The organism is Bradyrhizobium sp. AZCC 1693 (genome assembly GCF_036924745.1).
GTDB lineage: Bacteria > Pseudomonadota > Alphaproteobacteria > Rhizobiales > Xanthobacteraceae > Bradyrhizobium.
Genome location: NZ_JAZHSD010000001.1, coordinates 2319540 through 2337759 on the forward strand (window position 1 = coordinate 2319540; position 18220 = coordinate 2337759).

At 63.2% G+C, this 18220-nt stretch carries 15 protein-coding genes; 2 read left to right on the plus strand and 13 right to left on the minus strand.

Going from position 1 to position 18220, the window contains the following annotated elements:
* Positions 1–37: 37 nt before the first annotated feature.
* On the minus strand, positions 38–289 hold the full coding sequence (locus tag V1293_RS11350) for a hypothetical protein (protein ID WP_334509432.1): 252 nt from the start codon (positions 287–289) through the stop codon (positions 38–40).
* 364 nt (positions 290–653) lie between these two features.
* On the opposite strand from V1293_RS11350, the gene V1293_RS11355 reads away from it, so the two are divergent.
* Positions 654–878, plus strand: a complete 225-nt coding sequence (locus V1293_RS11355; protein WP_334509434.1) for a hypothetical protein — start codon at positions 654–656, stop codon at positions 876–878.
* A 38-nt stretch (positions 879–916) separates the two neighbouring features.
* Here the strand turns inward: V1293_RS11355 and V1293_RS11360 are convergent, their stop codons facing one another.
* The 12 genes from V1293_RS11360 to ccmI form a co-directional block, all read right to left on the minus strand.
* Positions 917–1051: a hypothetical protein gene (locus tag V1293_RS11360; RefSeq protein WP_334509436.1), complete on the minus strand. Its 135-nt coding sequence runs from the start codon at positions 1049–1051 to the stop codon at positions 917–919.
* 139 nt (positions 1052–1190) lie between these two features.
* Positions 1191–4136 carry a bifunctional [glutamine synthetase] adenylyltransferase/[glutamine synthetase]-adenylyl-L-tyrosine phosphorylase gene (locus V1293_RS11365; RefSeq protein WP_334509438.1) on the minus strand — a complete coding sequence of 982 codons (2946 nt, stop codon included), beginning with the start codon at positions 4134–4136 and terminating at the stop codon, positions 1191–1193.
* A complete protein-coding gene (locus V1293_RS11370; protein ID WP_334509439.1) occupies positions 4133–5599 on the minus strand; it encodes a sensor histidine kinase in 1467 nt (488 codons plus the stop codon). The genes V1293_RS11365 and V1293_RS11370 overlap by 4 nt, the downstream gene beginning before the upstream one ends.
* Positions 5583–6263: a response regulator transcription factor gene (locus tag V1293_RS11375; protein WP_334516699.1), complete on the minus strand. Its 681-nt coding sequence runs from the start codon at positions 6261–6263 to the stop codon at positions 5583–5585. Before V1293_RS11375 ends, V1293_RS11370 begins: the two co-directional genes overlap by 17 nt.
* Before the next feature lie 274 nt (positions 6264–6537).
* On the minus strand, positions 6538–8136 hold the full coding sequence (locus V1293_RS11380) for a Do family serine endopeptidase (protein ID WP_334509441.1): 1599 nt from the start codon (positions 8134–8136) through the stop codon (positions 6538–6540).
* Between the two features lie 409 nt (positions 8137–8545).
* Positions 8546–9070, minus strand: coding sequence for a DUF1993 domain-containing protein (locus tag V1293_RS11385; RefSeq protein ID WP_334509444.1), 525 nt, complete (start codon positions 9068–9070; stop codon positions 8546–8548).
* A 261-nt stretch (positions 9071–9331) separates the two neighbouring features.
* Entirely contained in the window at positions 9332–11440 is a 2109-nt protein-coding gene (locus V1293_RS11390; RefSeq protein WP_334509447.1) for a HAMP domain-containing methyl-accepting chemotaxis protein, read from the minus strand.
* Positions 11441–11800: 360 nt separating this feature from the next.
* A complete protein-coding gene (locus tag V1293_RS11395; protein ID WP_334509449.1) occupies positions 11801–12817 on the minus strand; it encodes a PAS domain-containing protein in 1017 nt (338 codons plus the stop codon).
* A gap of 168 nt (positions 12818–12985) precedes the next feature.
* The gene (locus V1293_RS11400) at positions 12986–13486 is read right to left on the minus strand and encodes a cytochrome c-type biogenesis protein (protein WP_334509451.1); all 501 of its coding nucleotides are present in this window, start codon (positions 13484–13486) and stop codon (positions 12986–12988) included.
* Positions 13487–13490: 4 nt separating this feature from the next.
* Positions 13491–15473, minus strand: coding sequence for a heme lyase CcmF/NrfE family subunit (locus V1293_RS11405; RefSeq protein ID WP_334509452.1), 1983 nt, complete (start codon positions 15471–15473; stop codon positions 13491–13493).
* Positions 15470–15961 (minus strand): cytochrome c maturation protein CcmE, encoded by a 492-nt coding sequence (ccmE, locus tag V1293_RS11410; protein WP_334509454.1) that lies wholly within the window; start codon positions 15959–15961, stop codon positions 15470–15472. The genes V1293_RS11405 and ccmE overlap by 4 nt, the downstream gene beginning before the upstream one ends.
* A 41-nt stretch (positions 15962–16002) precedes the next feature.
* A complete protein-coding gene (gene ccmI, locus V1293_RS11415) occupies positions 16003–17106 on the minus strand; it encodes a c-type cytochrome biogenesis protein CcmI (protein ID WP_334509456.1) in 1104 nt (367 codons plus the stop codon).
* Between the two features lie 413 nt (positions 17107–17519).
* Here ccmI and exbB point away from each other — a divergent pair, with 413 nt between their 5' ends.
* On the plus strand, positions 17520–18215 hold the full coding sequence (gene exbB, locus V1293_RS11420) for a tonB-system energizer ExbB (protein WP_334509458.1): 696 nt from the start codon (positions 17520–17522) through the stop codon (positions 18213–18215).
* Positions 18216–18220 lie beyond the last annotated feature (5 nt).

Consider the following 18220-nt stretch of genomic DNA (forward strand, 5'->3'; position numbering starts at 1 on the left):
GCCGTGCTGCTCGTACGTGACAGCAGCCGGTTCAGTCTCAGCACCAACCCTTCTTCCAGTGACCGGGCGGGCAGCCACGGCCCCGCCAGCCGACCTTGCGGCCGCGGCTCCAACCAAACGGTCGATAGCCGTGTCCGGCGCCCCAACCGTGGCCGCGGCCGCCCTTTACTTCGATCAGATCGGCGTTGACCAGGGCACCGTGCATCGATGGATGAGAAGGCAGCGCCGTTGCTGGAGAAAGGACGGCGATTGGCATTGTGAGCGCCATTCCCAAAAGTAGTTTACGCATGGATCATCCATTCCGGTTGAGTTGCGCAGATGTCAAAACAGGAAAAAATGGCAATTGTTCCGTGCTTTTGAGACGGACTTTCAGAGCGCAACGAAATCTCTTTCGAAAAGCTGAAAGCGCAAACAACAAGGCCGTTCGATGCCACGTTGCAGTACACCGCCAGACGACCTTCAAGCAACTTTTGCAAAGGCGCGACGGTCGACTCTTTCACGCGGAATCAAGATATTCGGGAACGAAACCGGCTGCCTCGCGTTGAAGGCATGAGCGGGTAGTTCAGGAAAGGAGAAATCCACCGGAAATATCAGCTCAAAAGCCCCGTCAGTTATTGCGATAGCTGGCGGGGTTTTGATGTGGGGAGAGGTTCGTGGCTTACGCGCTCTTTAATGGCGACCGGCAGATCGGCCCTGGCCTGCCGAACGAGGCGGCTGTCTGGAAGCAAGCTCTCTACTCCGGCCTGATTCCCGATGTTCCTGTGGCAGGCGGACAGATTCTGCCCGCCCGTTATCACGTGATGGAAATCAGGGAAGAGCGCTGCGAGCCGGACCCGGCCTGGAAGCTTCCGGACGAAATTCCTGATGACGCCATCTGACCGGCGCCTCACATAATCCCCTATCGCGCGTGCTTGCCCTATCGTGCCTGCTTGACGAAGGCCAGGCCGCTCACGGTCAGCCGCTCCTCACTGGTTTCCCCTTCAGCCACGAGCTCTTCCAAGTGGGTTTCGAGTTCCGGCAGCTTGCGGTCGAAGTGGGCGCCAAGGCCCATGAGCTGGCACGTTTTCCTGATGCGCGATGGGCTTGTCGAAGATGTTGATCTCGGTATGCATCCCAGCCTCCTATTCCGCGACAATTCCGGGCGGCCACTGGAGTTCCAATGTTCTTGACCTTGAAGAACCAGGATCGCTTCAAGCAGAAGAACCGCCCCCTACCAACGCCGCAAACACCCGCCTCACCTCGCCTTGCGTCTCGCGCACCCTAGCCTCCAGCGTCGAGAAATCAGGCGTGTCGCCGGCGCGCGCCATCACGCGCAAGAGATTCTCGCCGGAGGTTTCCGGGTTGAATTTGCCGGTGACGCAAAGCCTCAGGATCTGCGTGAGGTCGTGATAGAGCCGCGCCGCCGAGCGCAAGATCTCGGCATCGGCGTGCGGCAGTACGCCGAGGCGCGCGGCGTTGTCGAGCACCTGCAGCGTGGAGACGCTGAGGATTCCTGGTTTTTCCGAAGCGTGAACGAGTTGCAGGTGCTGCGCGATGAAATCGATGTCGACAAGCCCGCCGGCGGCGAGCTTGAGGTCCCAAATGTCGTCCTCGCCCTTCTCCTGCGCGATCGCCCGGCGCATGTCGGCGACGTCGCCGGCGGTGGAGGCCGCGTCGCGCGGCCGCGTCAGCACGCTGCGGATGATGTCCTCGATCCCAGCGCGAAACGCCGGTGAAGCCGAAATCACCCGCGCCCGCGTCAGCGCCATGTGCTCCCAGGTCCAGGCTTCGCGTTCCTGGTAGTCGGCAAAGGAACCGATCCGCGACGCCAGCGGTCCGGCGCGGCCCGAGGGACGCAGCCGCATGTCGACCTCATAGAGCACGCCGTAATTGGTCCGCGTCGTGAACGCCGAGATCAACCGCTGGGTCAGCCGCGCAAAATATTGCGCGCCGTGCAGCGACCGTTCGCCGTCGGAATCGGGACAATCCGTGTCGAAATCATAGAGCAGGATCAGGTCGAGATCGGAAGACGCCGTCATCTCGCGGCTGCCGAGCCGGCCCATCGCGAGGATTGCGGTCTCCTGCCCCTTGATCCGGCCGTATTGCGCGGCGAACTGATCTCTGACGAGACCGTGCACGGTGTGCACGATGCCCTCGGCGACGTCGGCAAAGGCGACGCTGGCCTGCTGGGCCGAAACCGTACCAGAGAGAATGCGCGTGCCGATCAGGAACAGGCTTTCCTGGCCGAACAGCCGCAGGCGATCGAGAAAATCTTCGTAGGAGTCGGCGTCCTTCAGCGTCGTCGCCAGCCGTACCGACAATTCCTTCTGGTCCGGCATCGCACCGAAGAAACGGGGATCGATCAGCCCGTCCATGATCTGCGGCTGGCGCGCCAGCATGTCGCCGAGCCGCGGCGCTGCACCGAGGATCAAGGCCACCAGCGCGACCAGTTCGCGGTTCTCTCTCAACAGAGAAATCAGCCGGCCGCCGCGCTGCAAGGCGCCGAGAAAGCGATCGAACGCGGTAACGGCGTCGTCGGGATCTTCGGCATGCGCGAGGCCATCGATCAGGCCGGGCACGAATTCGATGAAGGCTGACTTGGTCGCTTCATTGCGGAGCGCGCGATAATTGCCCTGCATCCAGAGCTGCAGGGTGCCGGCCACCGCGACCGGCTTCTTGAAGCCGAGCGTCGCCAGATGATCGAGCAGGCGCGCATCCTCTGGCCCTGCGGCATAGTTGAGCTGCGGCAGCTTCACCGTGCCGGTCGGATCGCCCTCGAACAGCTTGCCGTAATGTCCCTGCACGATGTTGAGATGGCCGAGCAGATCCTTCGCGAAGGTTGCCCGGCTCTCATAGCCGAAGAAGTTCGCAAAGCGCTCCACGGCCGCGGCATCTTCGGGCAGCGTATGGGTCTGCTCGTCCGCGATCATCTGCAGCCGGTGCTCAACGCGGCGCAGAAACTCGTAGGCCGCCGTCAGTTCGTCAAAAGCCTGAAAGGTGATCCAGTTGCTGGTGGCCAGGACCTGCAGCGCGTGCAGCGTGGGGCGCACCCGCAATTCCGGGTGACGGCCGCCGGCAATGAGCTGCTGCGTCTGCGCGAAAAACTCGATCTCGCGAATGCCGCCGCGGCCGACCTTGACGTTATGGCCTTCGACCGAAATCTCGCTCTGGCCGCGATAGGTCTGCATCTGCCGCTTCATGTCGTGGACGTCGGCGAGCGCGGCAAAATCCAGATGCTTGCGCCAGACGAACGGCGCAAGTTCCGCGATCAGCGCCTCTCCTGCCCTGGCGTCACCGGCGCAGGCGCGCGCCTTGATCATCGCGGCGCGCTCCCAGGTCCGCCCCTCCCGCTCGTAATAATGCAGCGCCGCCTCGGTCGAAATCGCCACCTGCGTCGAGGCCGGATCGGGCCGCAGGCGCAGATCGACGCGGAACACGTAGCCATCGCCGGAGCGTTGCTGCAGCAGGCGGGCCAGCGCCTGCGTCACGCGCACGAAGAACGGCGCCGGTTCGATGTCGGCTACGAGCGACGTCGCGGCGGGGTCGAAAAACACGATCAGGTCGATGTCGCTGGAATAGTTCAGTTCGCCCGCGCCCATCTTGCCCATCGCGAGCACGATCAGGCCACTTCCCTCCTCCGGCCGGTCGTGATTGAGGGCGGTCATGCGGCCACGCGCGACCTCCTGGCGCAACAGAAAGCGCAAGCCCGCCTGCACCGAGGTTACCGCAAGATCGGTCAACGCCGCCGTCACCCGCATCACCGGCCAGACGCCGCCGATGTCGCAAAAAGCGATCAGCAACGCGGCCTCCGACTTCAGGCGGCGAAGCAGATGCATGACATCGGCCTCGCTAGCGGCTGTAAGCACGTCGCGCGAGGTTTTCTCGATCAGCGAGGCGAGATGCGGTTCCGGGTCGCACGCCAGGAGGCGGAGCAGCCGCGCGGCATCTGCGCGGATCAGGTCGAACAGGTAGGGCGAGAACTCGGCGATGCCGAGCAGGATGGCCCGGGCCGGCGGACGATCCAGCCACGCGCCGATCTCAGCCGCCTGCTGCGGCTCCAGTTCGGCGAGCCAGTCTCCCAGGCGTTGTTCGGCGTTGCTGCTGGCAGTGATATGCGGCCCGCTGATGAACCGCGCGGCCAAGGCGGAGGAATTCATGCCACCTTCTGTGGCACATCCGGCGTTTGGGCCGCAAGCCTGCCACCCGCGGCAGATAGCGCCGGGATGACCAGCGTCGCGGTCAGGCCGGGATGCGAATCGCCGAGCCTGAGTTCACCGCCGTGCAGGGTCGCCACCGCGGATGCCAAACTCAAGCCAAGCCCGGAACCCGGCAGCGTCCGGCTCGCCTCCAGCCGCACGAACCGCTCGACCGCGTGCTTGCGGTCTCCTTCCGGAATGCCGGGCCCATGATCGGCGACGCTGAGCAGCACGTGGTCGCCCTCGCGCCGCGCCTCGATCAGGATCTCCCGGGTGCGCGCGGCGGCAACGGGATCGAGCGGCTGCACCACCGCGGACGGCTTGCCGTATTTGATGGCGTTCTCGACCAGATTGGCGAGCGCCTGGCTGATCAGCTCACGGTTGCCGTGCAGCCGCGCGGTCGCGGCCTTGACGCGTAGCGTCATGCCGTCGTCTTCGGCCAGCGGCTCATACAATTCGTGGATGCCCTTGGCGACGTCGGCCGCGTCGAAATCATCCATGTCACCGCGCGCCTGCCCGGACTCGGCGCGTGCGATCATCAACAGCGCGTTGAAGGTGCGGATCAGGCCGTCGGACTCCTCGATGGTCCGTTCCAGCGCGGCGCGATATTCGGCCTCGCTGCCCGAACTCGCCAGCGCCTCCTCGGCGCGGTTGCGCAGGCGCGTCAGCGGCGTCTTCAGATCGTGGGCGATGTTGTCGGAGACTTCCTTCAGGCCGGTCATCAGCGCCTCGATGCGCTCCAGCATCACATTGAGGTTTTCCGCGAGGCGATCGAGTTCGTCGCCAGAGCGCCCCACCGGCAGGCGCCCGGAAAGGTCGCCGGCCATGATGCGCCTGGTGGTGCCGGTCATGGCGTCGATCCGCTGCAGCACCCGCCGCGCCACGAAGATGCCGCCGCCGAGGCCGAGCACGATGACGACCAGCAGCGACCATTGCGCGGCATTCGCGACGATCCCGAACAGCCGCCTTCGTTCCTCGAGATCGCGACCGACCAGCAGGCGGAAACCGTTGTCGAGTTGGGTGACGCGCACCAGCGCGCGGTGGTTGGCGGTATCCCGCTCGTCGAGCCGGCGGTACGCCGTCTCGGACCAACCTGTCGAGGCCATCACGCCCGGGGACAGCGATTCGACATTGCCGCCGAACGCCCTGCCCTCCGGCGTGGTGACGAGATAGAGGTTGGCGCCGGGCCGCAGCGCCCGGTAGCCGAGCGTGGTGGCAAGGCCTTGCAGCCCGCGGCGTGCGTAGATGATCTGGATCTCGGCGATTTCCGCGTTGACGGTGGTGGTGATCTGCTCGTTGATCAGCCGGCGTGTATTCCAGGCGAAATAGCCGAGCAGAGAGGCGGCGAACAGCGCGAACAAAAACAGATAGACCAGCGTCAGCCGGAACGCCGTGGTGCGGATCAGTTTACCGAAGGCCGTCACGGATCATGTATCCGGCGCCGCGGATCGTGTGCAGCAAGGGCCGTTCAAAACCCTTGTCGATCTTGGAGCGCAGCCGCGAAATATGCACGTCGATAACATTGGTCTGCGGATCGAAATGATAATCCCAGACGTTTTCCAGAAGCATGGTGCGGGTCACCACTTGGCCGGCATGCTTCATCAGATATTCGAGCAGGCGGAATTCGCGCGGCTGCAGCGTCAGTTCGTCCTTGCCGCGGGCGACACGGTGCGAGAGGCGGTCGAGCTCGAGATCGCCGACGCGGTAGGTGGTCTCTTCGGCCGGGCCGACATTGCGGCGCGACAGCACTTCGACGCGGGCCTGCAGTTCGGCGAATGAATAGGGCTTTGGCAGATAGTCGTCGCCGCCGGCGCGCAAGCCCTTGATGCGGTCATCGACCTGGCCGAGCGCGGAGAGGATCAGGACCGGCGTGCGATTGCCCTTCTCGCGCAGCGCGCCGATCACGGACAAGCCGTCGCGCTTGGGCAGCATGCGGTCCACCACGACCACGTCGTAATCGCCGCCATCGGCCATCGACAGGCCCTCCTCGCCGTCGCTGGCGAGATCGGCGACATGGCCGACTTCACGGAACGCCTTGACCAGATAGTCGGCGGACTCGCGGTCGTCTTCGATGATCAGCAGGCGCATTTGCGGGGCAGTTGCGGTCACGGGAATGGGCTTTCTCTCACCATGGCGCGGTCGCCCTGCACATGCAAGGCGACCGGCCATACTCGCAATCACGTGAAAAAAGCGGGCGGTGAAGCTGGGGGACCTCACCGCCCTTCGGCCCTTCCGACGGAGGGGGGCGTATTCCGAAGGAAGGTTGCCAGAGGGAGCGAGCTTTGGACCCGCTCCCCGGAAGGAGACGTCGGCGGGGGCGACGAATGCCGGCGAAACCCTCCATCTCGTATCTAGTCCTCGTTTAGCCCTTCGCCAGCGGCACCGCGACGAAGCGCGACGAACCGCCGCTCTTCACGCGCATGAGAACGCTGTTCTTGTTGTCGGTGCGCGCCGCATCGATCGCCTCGCGCACTTCACCGGCTGTCGCAACGCTCTTGCCGGCGACTTCCAGAATGACGTCGCCTTCCTTGAAGCCGCGTTCGGCCGCCGCGCTCTTCGGGTCGACCTCGGTGACCACGACGCCATCCTTGCCGGCGCCGGCCACGCTGTTGGCGGGAGCAACCGTCAGGCCGAGTTTCGGCACGCCGGTTCCCTTGGTCAGGCCGCCCTTGTCTTCCTTGTCGGTGTCGGCCTTGTTGGCCTCGATCGTGTTCGGCAACTGGCCGAGCGTGAGGTTGATGACCTTGTCCTGGCCCTTTTGCAGCACGTTGAGCTTGACCGCGGCGCCGGGCGCGAGACCGCCGATGGTGCGGGCGAGTTCCCGGGCATCCTTGACCGGCTCGCCATTGACGGCGGTAATCACGTCACCGGACTGGATGCCGGCCTTGGCCGCCGGGCCGTTGGCTTGCGGTTCCGCCACCAGCGCGCCTTCCGCCTTCTTCATGCCAAGGCTGTCGGCAATGTCAGACGTCACCGGCTGGATCTGGACGCCGATCCAGCCACGGCTGACCGAGCCCTTGTCCTTGAGCTGGGCGATCACGTTCTTGACCGTCGAAGCGGGGATCGAGAACGCAATGCCGACGCTGCCGCCGGACGGCGAATAGATCGCGGTATTGACGCCCATCACTTCGCCATTGGTGTCAAACGCCGGACCGCCGGAATTGCCCTTGTTCACGGGCGCGTCGATCTGGATGAAATCGTCATACGGGCCGTTGCCGATGTCGCGGCCGGAGGCCGAGACGATGCCGGCGGTCACGGTTCCGCCGAGGCCGAACGGGTTGCCGACCGCGAGCACCCAGTCGCCGATCCGCGGCTTGGAATCGGACAGCTTGGCGAACGGGAAGTCAGTTCGGCCGGCGACCTTGATCAACGCCAGATCCGTGCGCTGATCGGTGCCGATCACCTTCGCGGTATAGGTCTTGCCGTCGTCCATGGTGACTTCGACCTTGTCGGCGCCGTCGACCACGTGGTTGTTGGTCACGGCAAAGCCGTCAGGCGAGATGAAGAAGCCGGAACCCTGACCCGTCACCGGGCCACGGCCGCCACGCGGTCCGCCGCGCAGGCCGGGCGGCAAGCCATCCGGACCGCCGAAGCGGCGGAAGAAGCGCTCCATCGGCGAACCCGGCGGGAACGGCGAGTCCTCGTCCTTGTTGGCGCTGTCGTCCTTGGAACTCTTGTCGGCGATGTTGATCTTGACCGAAATCACCGAAGGCTTCACGCGCTCGACAATGTCGGCGAAACCGATCGGCCGCTCGACCTTGCGGACCTCCTGATTGACCTGCGCGTGCGCCGCGCTGGTGAAGACATCAACCGGGCCCTGCTGCGGCGAGAAGCCATAGACGGCGGCGCCGAGGCCGGCGACGACGGAAGCCATCAGCGCGAATTTGCGCGCGGAGAACAGCGAACGGCGCGGCGCGCCGTTGGACGGAAGCTGCGAAAGATCGACGGGACGTTCGGTCATGTTGCTAAAATCTCCAGAGCCTGAATTTCGACGGTATGGGGTGCGGGGGCTGGGCACCTGACAGGGCCTGAAGATGGGGTTTGCCGCCTTACCGTGCGCTGGCTAGGGAATTAAACTTTTGTAATGCGCGGGCCTATGGATGCGGCAGAATAGCGCAGGCAATCAATGGCTTAGCGCTGGCCGAAAAACGGCTTTCAGAGGGCAGAACGGACGCCCTCCGTAGCCAGCAAGGAGCTGGCCGCCGAAGATCCCGTAAATCTTACGTTAAACAAGCCAGTGAGGCCAGAAAAGGCCAGGGGCGAACATCCGTCTCCGCAATCGACGACGACACCGACCTGGTTCTCGAAGTTGGTGTCGAGCGCGTCGGTGCGCGGGCGCACAACGATGCCTCCTCCTTCGTGATACCCGCTCAGCTCTTCTTCATCTTCATCCGTCCAATGAAATCCCGCTTGCCCAGCGGAACGCCATTGGTGCGCAGGATGTCGTAGGCCGTGGTGGCGTGGAAATAGAAATTGGGCAGCGAGAACGACATCAGGAAGCCCTCGGCCGTAAACGGCAGTTGGCGCTCGCCGAGATGAAAGACGACGTCGCGTCCGCCGAGTGCATTGACCGCGTCCGGCGTCCACGCCGACAACGCTTCCTGGGTTTGCGCAACCAGTCCCTGCAATCCGGCGTAATCGTACGGCGTGTTGGCCGCAGGCGGACGAAACTCTCCGCTTTGCACGCCCTCGATGGCGCCGCGGGAATGCTGGGCGACGGAAATGATCTGGAAGCGCAGCGGCAGCATGTCGGGCGCAAGGCGCGCCTCGACCATGGTATCTGGATCGATGTTCTTTTCGCAGAAATGAACGAGGCCGCGCTCGAGGAAGCCGCTGACGGCGCCGAGAGTCTGCAGATAGTTCGCCACGCTGGCGTCGTAGAGTGAAAAGGCCATGTCCGTTTCCCCTTGAGCGTTTTTTTAACAGAAGATGTCATAGCGGAAACCGGCGCCCTTGCAATCGGCGAACTGACATTAGCGTTTCCGGACGACATTGGTGCCGGTGTTCGGGTGCTGGAAAACGCGTCAATGCCAAAGATGGAGCTCGGTTCTGATGCAATCAGAACCGAGCAGATTCAAAGCTTCCACCTTCCGGCAGAACCGATATCGGCTAGCGCCTTCGCGGCGGTTCGCCGCCGGAGCCAAAGATGAACACCATTACGCCGCGCGCACCGTGTTCAGGAAGTTGCCGACCTCCAGTTTGAGGCGATTGCTTTCGAGGGAAAGCGATTGCGCCGACCCAAGCACCTGCGATGAAGCCGTCCCCGTTTCATTGGCACCACGCTGCACGTCGGAGATATTCGAGGCTACCTGAGTCGTGCCCTGCGCCGCCTGCTGGACGTTGCGGGAAATCTCCTGGGTGGCCGCTCCCTGCTCCTCGACCGCGGATGCAATGGCCGCCGAGATTTCCGAGATGCGGCCGATAGTGCCGCCGATCTCTCTGATTGCCGCCACGGAATCTTGCGTCGCCGTCTGGATGTCTGCAACCTGGTGACTGATCTCGCTGGTCGCTTTCGCGGTTTGCTCGGCGAGCGCCTTGACCTCGGACGCCACCACGGCAAAGCCGCGTCCCGCTTCTCCGGCCCGCGCCGCTTCGATGGTTGCGTTCAAGGCCAGCAGATTGGTCTGGCCCGCAATGGTATTGATCAACTCGACGACATCGCCAATGCGTGTCGCAGCCTGAGACAACGCATAAACGCGATCGTTCGTCTTTTGGGCCTGATCGACGGCGTCGCTGGCAATCCTGGCGGATTCCTGCACCTGTCGGCTGATCTCGCCAACCGAGGCGGCCATCTCTTCGCTGGCGGACGCCACTGACTGAACGTTTGCCGATGCTTCCTCCGAAGCTGCGGCAACCACGGTCGAAAGCTCCTGGGTATGCTCTGCAGTTCTGGTCAGCGTATTGGCCGCAGCTTCCAGCTCGGTCGACGACGACGACACCGTCTCGATGATCTCGCCGACAGCGCTCTCGAACTGGTCGGCGAGCCTGTACATGTCAGCCTTGCGTTGCTCGGCGGTTCGCTTTTCCATTTCCGCCTGTTCGGAACGCAGACGGTCGGCCTCGATCATATTGTCCTTGAAGACCTGCACGGCGCACACCATTTGGCCAATTTCGTCGGTGCGCTCAATTCCTGCGACCTTCACCATGGTGTCACCGGTTGCGAGCTTTCGCATTGTTGCAGTGATCACGCCAATCGGCGTGGCGATCGAGCGCGCGGTAAAGACTGCAATCATCCCGCCAGCGAACAGCCCCACCGCAAGCAGCACCCACAAGACTATCGTCAGGAACGATATGCTTGACTGTACCGCAAACGCCTCTTCGGCGAGCATCTTCTTCTGGTTGGTCTTGATGCCTCCGGAACGAGTGCCATCAGCACCCTTGGGTCCATCAAGCAGATCGAGAATCTTAAGCGCGCGCGGTGCCGCTTCTGTAATGAGAACTGCGACCGGTACATTCCAATGTGCGGAATCCCGGATACCGAACATCTTTTCGACAAGTGGGACAAACTCGCCTTGCGCCTTGTTGATCAGCTCGAACGACGCCGATTGAGTGGCGGTCAGCAACGCTTTCTGGCTGCTCAAGGCGGCAAAGCCCTTCTGGAAGTTTTCCCAAGGCTTGACGAACTTCTCCTTGTCGCTCTTGTCACCCGACAAAAGATATGTACGAAGCTGAGCCGAGGCTGCGGCAAAATTGCCACGCGTGTCAGCCATCGCCTTGAGCAATTTCTTCCGCTCAGACGTAGCCTCCAGGGAGGCCTCCTCGTTGATCATGTTGGTGATCTCCGAAAATACCGCCTCGGCGCGAGGACCAGCTTCGATCAGCAATATCTTGGTTGCCGGTAGCGCATCGGGAGTGAAAGCGATCGTCTCGGCCTTTTCCTGGGCAGCGCGAAACTCCGCGAGCAATGCCTTGGTCTCGGCCCACTTTTGTTTGTTCTCGGGATTGGTAAAACGCTCAGCATGCTTATCGAAGGCGGCTACGGTGGTTTCCAGTTCCTTCCACATCGCCGCGCGATCGAGTTTGCCCTGTGGGTTACCCGTCAACAAGTAGCCACGCAGCGTCGCCAGCGTAGAATAGAGGTTACCGACCATCTCGGTGCTTTCGAGTGCCACCGGCGTGCGCAAGTTGACCATACGCTCGACGACCGTGGAGACTCCGCCGACGGCAACCACCGTGTATCCGACAGCCATCGCGATGATGGCGCAGACCGCCGCAAAGCCAGCGATGAGCCGGCCGCGGATCCATAATCCTGAAATGAAGGGCATAATAAATTCTCCAAAATTCATGCTCAAACCGGTCACTGACGAAGCCGGAAATCACTCGTTCAATATCCGCAGGGAGCGGATTCCGTTATTCCCTGTTGTGTCCCCTGTTGCGCTCTCCGGGCGTGTCAGCGTGTAGGACGTATCGTTAACGAAAATAATTAGAACGACGTTACGCAAAATTCTGCTAATGCGGCAGGCACGCCGCAAAAAAAGCCGCTCAGGCGCCGCCGTAAATACAAAAATTGTAGCTAGGTTGAGCAAAACGCGGCTTGCAGCCACAAATTTTGCAACAGCGACGGGCGGGCTCTAGACTGCGGGCCGACGAAAGCACGCGAACGTGCTCGCGCAAACCTGCTGCAATTATCGAGGACGGACGCCGGGTTTGCCGATTCGCGGAAACAGCAGTTCGACCCCTGCATCTGAAAGTGCCTTGCGAAATAGTTCCATCGATTCGTCTGATACCGGCAGAGCGCCGTCATATTCCTCAAGCCGCCGCACCACGCCCGGCGACACGCCCGCCCGATTGGCAAGCTGCCTAACGGACCAGTTCAGAACTCCCCTCGCACCGCGCATTTGCGCGCCGGTGAGTCTCGGTGGCGCAGCAGAGAAATCCAGCAGCTTCTGGTCGTGTATGTCGGTGGACGTCCCCATCCACTCTTGAATACTTCCCTCCGGGGTCAAGATCGGAACGGCACTGCATCTGAACCACCGGTATGCACCATCGGGCTGCAGCAGACGATGCTCGACCTTGTACGGCCGTCCGGCTTCGACCGAGACCAACCAATTCCTGAGCGCCGTATCGCGCTCTTCTTCATGCAGCAGATCCACCCAACCATGCCCATAAACCAACAGCGGACCGCTCAGCCCATTCGTTTTCCAATTCTGCAGCGAGGTGATGCAGCCGTCGGAGTTCGCGCTCCACACGAGACCATCGATCGCCCGGATCAGCGCGTCGTAACGTTCGACACCAGTCCTGAGCGGCTGCAACGATTCGTAATTCTTGGTGATGTCGAGCGTAACGCCCAATATTTTGGCGGGCTCACCCACTTCGTTGAGCAATATCTCGGCCTGGTCGTGCACCCAACGCAGCCGGCCATTTGGCTTGACGACGCGAAATTCACGATCGAGCGGCAAGCCGTCGAGCAGCATGTCACCGACGTCGCGCCGCAAGGGGCGATCGTCTGGATGGACTCTCCGATTGAACTCCTCAATCGACGGAGCAACCGTGCCGGGATTCAGTCCCAGCAACTCGTGGAAGCCGCGGGACCAGTGCATCTGTCTCGTAAAAACATTATAATTCCAAATCCCCGCCGCAAGTTTCTCTTCGAGAAATCGAAACGTATCAGGTGCTCCGAGGTCACCCTCGAATGGAATCAATTTGAAATATCCTCTGCAACCATCCCAATCAGTATCAAGATAGCACAATCTACCGAGTCTCGAACCCGTATTTCTACTGGTGATTGAATATCTGTGAATCGCAAGTTTTTGATCTGGACCTTACTCGTTTCGAGTCCCTATTCGACCAGGAGAAGCTCTTGCCGCACCTTAAACCGGCTTATCTGGCGGGGCATCGGCCGCGAGCAGGCGATCCAGCCTCGCCTCTTCCTCTTCCGTCAAATGCATTAGCGAGGGATCGGCGGCGCTGCCGGCATTCGAGCGGCGGCGGCTGTAGAACCACAGCGCCAGTCCGCCTCCGATCAACGCGAGCGGCGGCAGCAGCCACAGCAGGAGCGTATGCGAGGTGAAGCGCGGCTTCAGCAGCACGAACTCGCCGTAGCGCGCCACCAGGAAATCGATCACCTGGCTGTCGCTGTCACCGGTTGCGATCCGCTCGCGCACCAGGAGCCGCAGGTCGCGCGCCAGCGGCGCGTCGGAATCGTCGATCGACTGGTTCTGGCAGACCATGCAGCGCAATTCGCGCGACAGGTCGCGCGCGCGCGCTTCCTTCGCAGGATCCGGCATGATCTCGTCGGGCTGCACCGCGTTGGCGACCGGGCCGCCCAGCATCACGGCGACGACGAACACGCATGCAAGGAGCCGCTTCAATGGATCACTCCGCCGGCTGCAGCGCGCGGGCGGCCTTGGCGGCAGGCTTCGGCGCGCCGACGCGCAGGCGGCGATCCGAAAGCGACAGCAGGCCACCGAACGCCATCAGCACCGGCCCCCACCAGATCAAGAGCACCAGCGGCTTGTGATAGATGCGGACCGCAATGGCGCCGGCGCTGGTTTCGCCGAGCGACACATAGAGCTGGCTGGCGCCGCGGCTCAGCAGCGCGGCCTCGGTGGTCGACGATCCCCGCGTGGTGAAGTCGCGCTTCGAGGGCGTCATCACGTGGAGCGTCTCGCCGTCGAGACTGACCGTGAACTGCGCGATCATCTCGCGGAAATTCGGCCCTTGCCGCTGGGTGACGCCGTCGAGCTTCAATTGATAGCCGGCGACCCTGGCGACATCACTGGGCATCATCGAGCCGATATATTCGCTGTTCCAGGTGGTCTCGCAGACGATCCCGATCAGGGCTATGCCGACGCCGGCATGGGCGAACGCCGTGCCCCAGGTCGCGCGCGGCAATCCACGCGCGCGCCGCAGCGCGACGCCCAAGGAAACGCGGAACAGTCCAGTGCGTTCGGCAAGGTCGCACAACGCGCCTGCTACGACGAATATCGCAAGTCCGATCGCGAGCGGCGCGAATGTGCTGCCGCCATAGGTCCACGCCCATGCCACCGCAATCGCAACCAATGCGGCGATGCCGGCCGCGGTCAGCCGCTGCGCCGCGCCGAGCAGGTCACCCCGCTTCCACGCCAACAGCGGCCCGAACGGCACCGCGAGCATCAACGGTACGAACAAGGGACCGAACGTCAGATTAAAGAAGGGCGCGCCGACGGAAATCTTGTCGCCGGTCAAAACCTCCAGCGCCAGCGGATACAGCGTTCCGATGAAGACCGTCGCACACGCCGTGGTGAGAAAGAGATTGTTGAGCACCAGCGCGCCCTCGCGCGAGATCGGCGCGAACAGCCCGCCCTGCTTCAGCGCCGATGCGCGCCAGGCGTAGAGTGACAGGCTGCCGCCGATGAACAGGCAGAGAATCAACAGAATGAACACGCCGCGCGCCGGATCGGTCGCGAACGCATGCACCGAGGTCAGGACGCCCGAGCGCACCAGGAAGGTGCCGAGTAGCGACAATGAGAAGGTCAGGATCGACAGCAGGATGGTCCAGACTTTCAGCGCGTTGCGCTTTTCCATCACGACCGCGGAATGCAATAGCGCGGTGCCGGCGAGCCAGGGCATCAGGGAAGCGTTCTCGACCGGGTCCCAGAACCACCAGCCGCCCCAGCCGAGCTCGTAATAGGCCCAGTACGATCCCATGGCGATGCCGAGCGTGAGGAATATCCACGCCACCAGCGTCCATGGCCGCACCCAGCGCGCCCAGGCGGCATCGATGCGGCCTTCGATCAGGGCGGCGACCGCGAAGGAGAACGAGATCGAGAACCCGACATAGCCGAGATAGAGCATCGGCGGATGCACGGCGAGGCCGATATCCTGCAGCACCGGGTTGAGGTCGCGCCCCTCGATCGGCGGGCTGGCGATGCGCAAAAATGGATTCGAGGTGACCAGGATGAACAGATAGAACGCAGCCGCGATCCAGCCCTGCACCGCCAGCACATGGGCGCGCAGCGACAGCGGCAAATTGTTGCCGAAGGCGGCGACCAGACCACCGAACAGCGCCAGGATAAACACCCAGAGCAGCATCGACCCTTCGTGATTGCCCCACACGCCGGTGATCTTGTAGAGCAGCGGCTTCATCGAGTGCGAGTTCTCGAACACGTTGACGACGGAGAAATCCGACACGACGTGCAGCATCACCAGCGCCGTGAACGAGGCCGCCACGAATAGCAATTGCGCGAGCGCCGTGGAGCGCGCGACATTCATCAAGGCATGATCGCCCCAGCGCGCGCCGAGCAGCGGCACGGTGGACTGGATCAGCGCCAGTCCGAGCGCCAGCACCAGCGCATAATGCCCGGCTTCGGCGATCACTTCGAAGCCCCCCGGACCGGCGCAGCTGCGGCCGCGGCGCCGGGCTTGATGCCGTAATCGTCCTTCCAGTGCCCCTGCTTCTTCAGGGCGTCGGCGACATCCTTGGGCATATAGGTCTCGTCATGCTTGGCGAGCACGGTATCGGCCCTGAAGACGCCGGAGGCGTCCAGCGCGCCTTCGGTGACGACGCCCTGCCCTTCACGGAACAGGTCCGGCAAAATTCCCTTGTAGGCGACCGGCACCGTGGCGCCGCCATCGGCGACGCTGAAATTGACGGCGAGATTGTCGCCGCGCACCAGCGATCCCGGCTGCACCAGGCCGCCGAGGCGGAACCGCTTGCCGGCCGGGATCTGCTTCTCGGCCGCCATCGTCGGCGTGGAAAAGAACACGATGGAATCGCGCATGGCGTTCAGCACCAGCGCCGCGGCAATGGCGAGCACCGCAAGCGAGCCGCCGATCATGGTCAAACGCCGCTGCTTGCGCGTCATTTCTATCCTCTATCCTCGCCTTTGGGTTCCGGCATCATGCCTCACCCACCAAGCCCGAGATTCTTCACGCCCTCATTGAGCTGGCGCAAGCGCTCGGTATCGTTGGCGACCGCCTGACGCGCCTCCGCCAGCGCGCTCGCCGCCTTGTCGCGTTCGCCCATCACCATATAGGCCCTCATCAGCCGCAGCCATCCCTCGACATCGTCGCCGTTCTGCTTCAGCCGCGTCGCGAGCCGGTCGACCATGCCACGGATCATCGTGCCACGGTCGGCCTCGCTCATGTCCTTGGCGGCGGCCATCGCATCGTTGGAAAGTGCTGGCGCGGCGGGGCTCCCGACCCTCGCCAGCGCGGCCTCGACCAGCGGCCGCCACGGCGCATCCTTGGGCGCTTTGGCGAGCATCGCGTGCCAGATCGCGGCGGCATCCGCCTGGCGACCATCCTGTTCGGCGGCGAGCCCAAGGTAATAGTGCGCCCTGGGCTCGCCGGCGTTCTGCGCGACGGCGCGTTCGAACTCGGCCTTGGCCTCCACCGTGACGACGCCGCCCGCCGCAATTGCAAGGGCTTCACCGAGATCAGCGCGGCGCTCCGCGCTGTCGCCGGCATAGGTGATGGAATTGCGGTAGGCCCGGACCGCATCATCGCTACGGCCAAGACGCGCCAGCACCGGCGCCAGCACGGTCCAGCCGCGGCCGTCCGTCGGATTTTTTTCGAGATGCGCCTCGACCTGCGCCACCATGTTGTCGAGAGGCTGGTTGACATCCGCCGTGCGCATGCGTGAGGCCAGTGGAAAATCACCGAGACGCGGCGATCCGAGCGCGAGATACAACGTCACCGCCGCGATCGGCAATCCCAGCAGCGCCACGATCGCGGAAGCGCGGCGCAGACCAAGATTCGACCGCGCCGGCAAATCGAGCTGGCCGTCCGCGGCGGCGAGCAGGCGGCGGCCGATTTCGACACGCGCGGCCTTGGCCTCGGACACGCCGATCAGTCCGGCCGAGACATCGCGATCGATCTCGGCAAGCTGATCCCTGTAGACCACAGCCTCACTGCCGCCGGCCGGCGCAGAAGCGCCGCGGCCCAACGGCCAAAGCACGGCGAAGATCGCCGCGACCGTCATCAGCGCGAACACAAACCACAGCGTCATCAAGCAGTTCCCGGGTGGAACGGCACTTTTAAAATGGGAATAAGCGCCGCCGATGCGCCGCTTTACACCACTGGCGGCAAGCCCGGCAATTGACAATTACGGCAGAAAAACCGGCGGAAACAGAGATCCTCGGTCTGGCCCGCTTCGCCGCAGGTCCCATCGCTTAAATTGCATCGGAACCAGCATACACGGAAGGGCAGCGCGCCCTGTTAGTATTTACACCAAGACGTAGGTGATGCTACAAAATGAGGCCAAGACGTTAATTCCCCTCAGAGGTAAATCTGATGCGAGCCTGGAAAGCATTTCGACGCGAAATTCGTCGCGGCGCTCCGCTTCTTTCATTTCCGTTATTGCTGCAGTGCTTTCCAGCCTCGGCCCAGGACGCAACGGACCGGACCGCGGTCGCAGCCGCGATGCTCCCCCGGGATCTCAGTCCCTGGGGCATGTTCATGCAGGCCGATATCGTCGTCAAAGCGGTGATGATCGGTCTGGTGTTTGCGACCGCCGTGACATGGACGGTATGGCTGGCGAAGACGATCGAGCTGATCAAGGCGCGGCGGAGTGCCCGAAGCGCTTTGCGCGAACTCGCCAGCGCCCGTAGCGTCGACGACGCCGTGCGGCAGGTCCCCGACGGCACGGTTGCCCAATTGATCGAGGGCGCCATGACCGAACTCAGATTGAGCACCGACCGCATGGACAAGGAAGGAATCAAGGTGAGGATCGCCTCCCGGCTGCAGCAGATCGAGGCGGCGGCAAGCAGGCGGATCGCCTTCGGCACCGGCGTGCTTGCCACCATCGGGTCGACCGGTCCCTTTGTCGGACTGTTCGGTACGGTCTGGGGGATCATGAACAGCTTTATCGGCATCTCGAAGTCGCAAACCACCAACCTCGCCGTGGTTGCGCCCGGCATAGCCGAGGCGTTGCTGGCGACGGCGCTGGGACTGGTGGCTGCGATCCCCGCGGTCGTGGTCTACAACCTGTTCGCGCGCCAGATCGCTTCTTACCGGGCGCTGCTCGGAGACGGCTCCGCGGAAATCGGGCGGCTGGTCGGGCGCGACCTCGACAGCGGCACCATGCTTGTGCGACGGCACCTCGCAGCGGCGGAGTAGCAGCC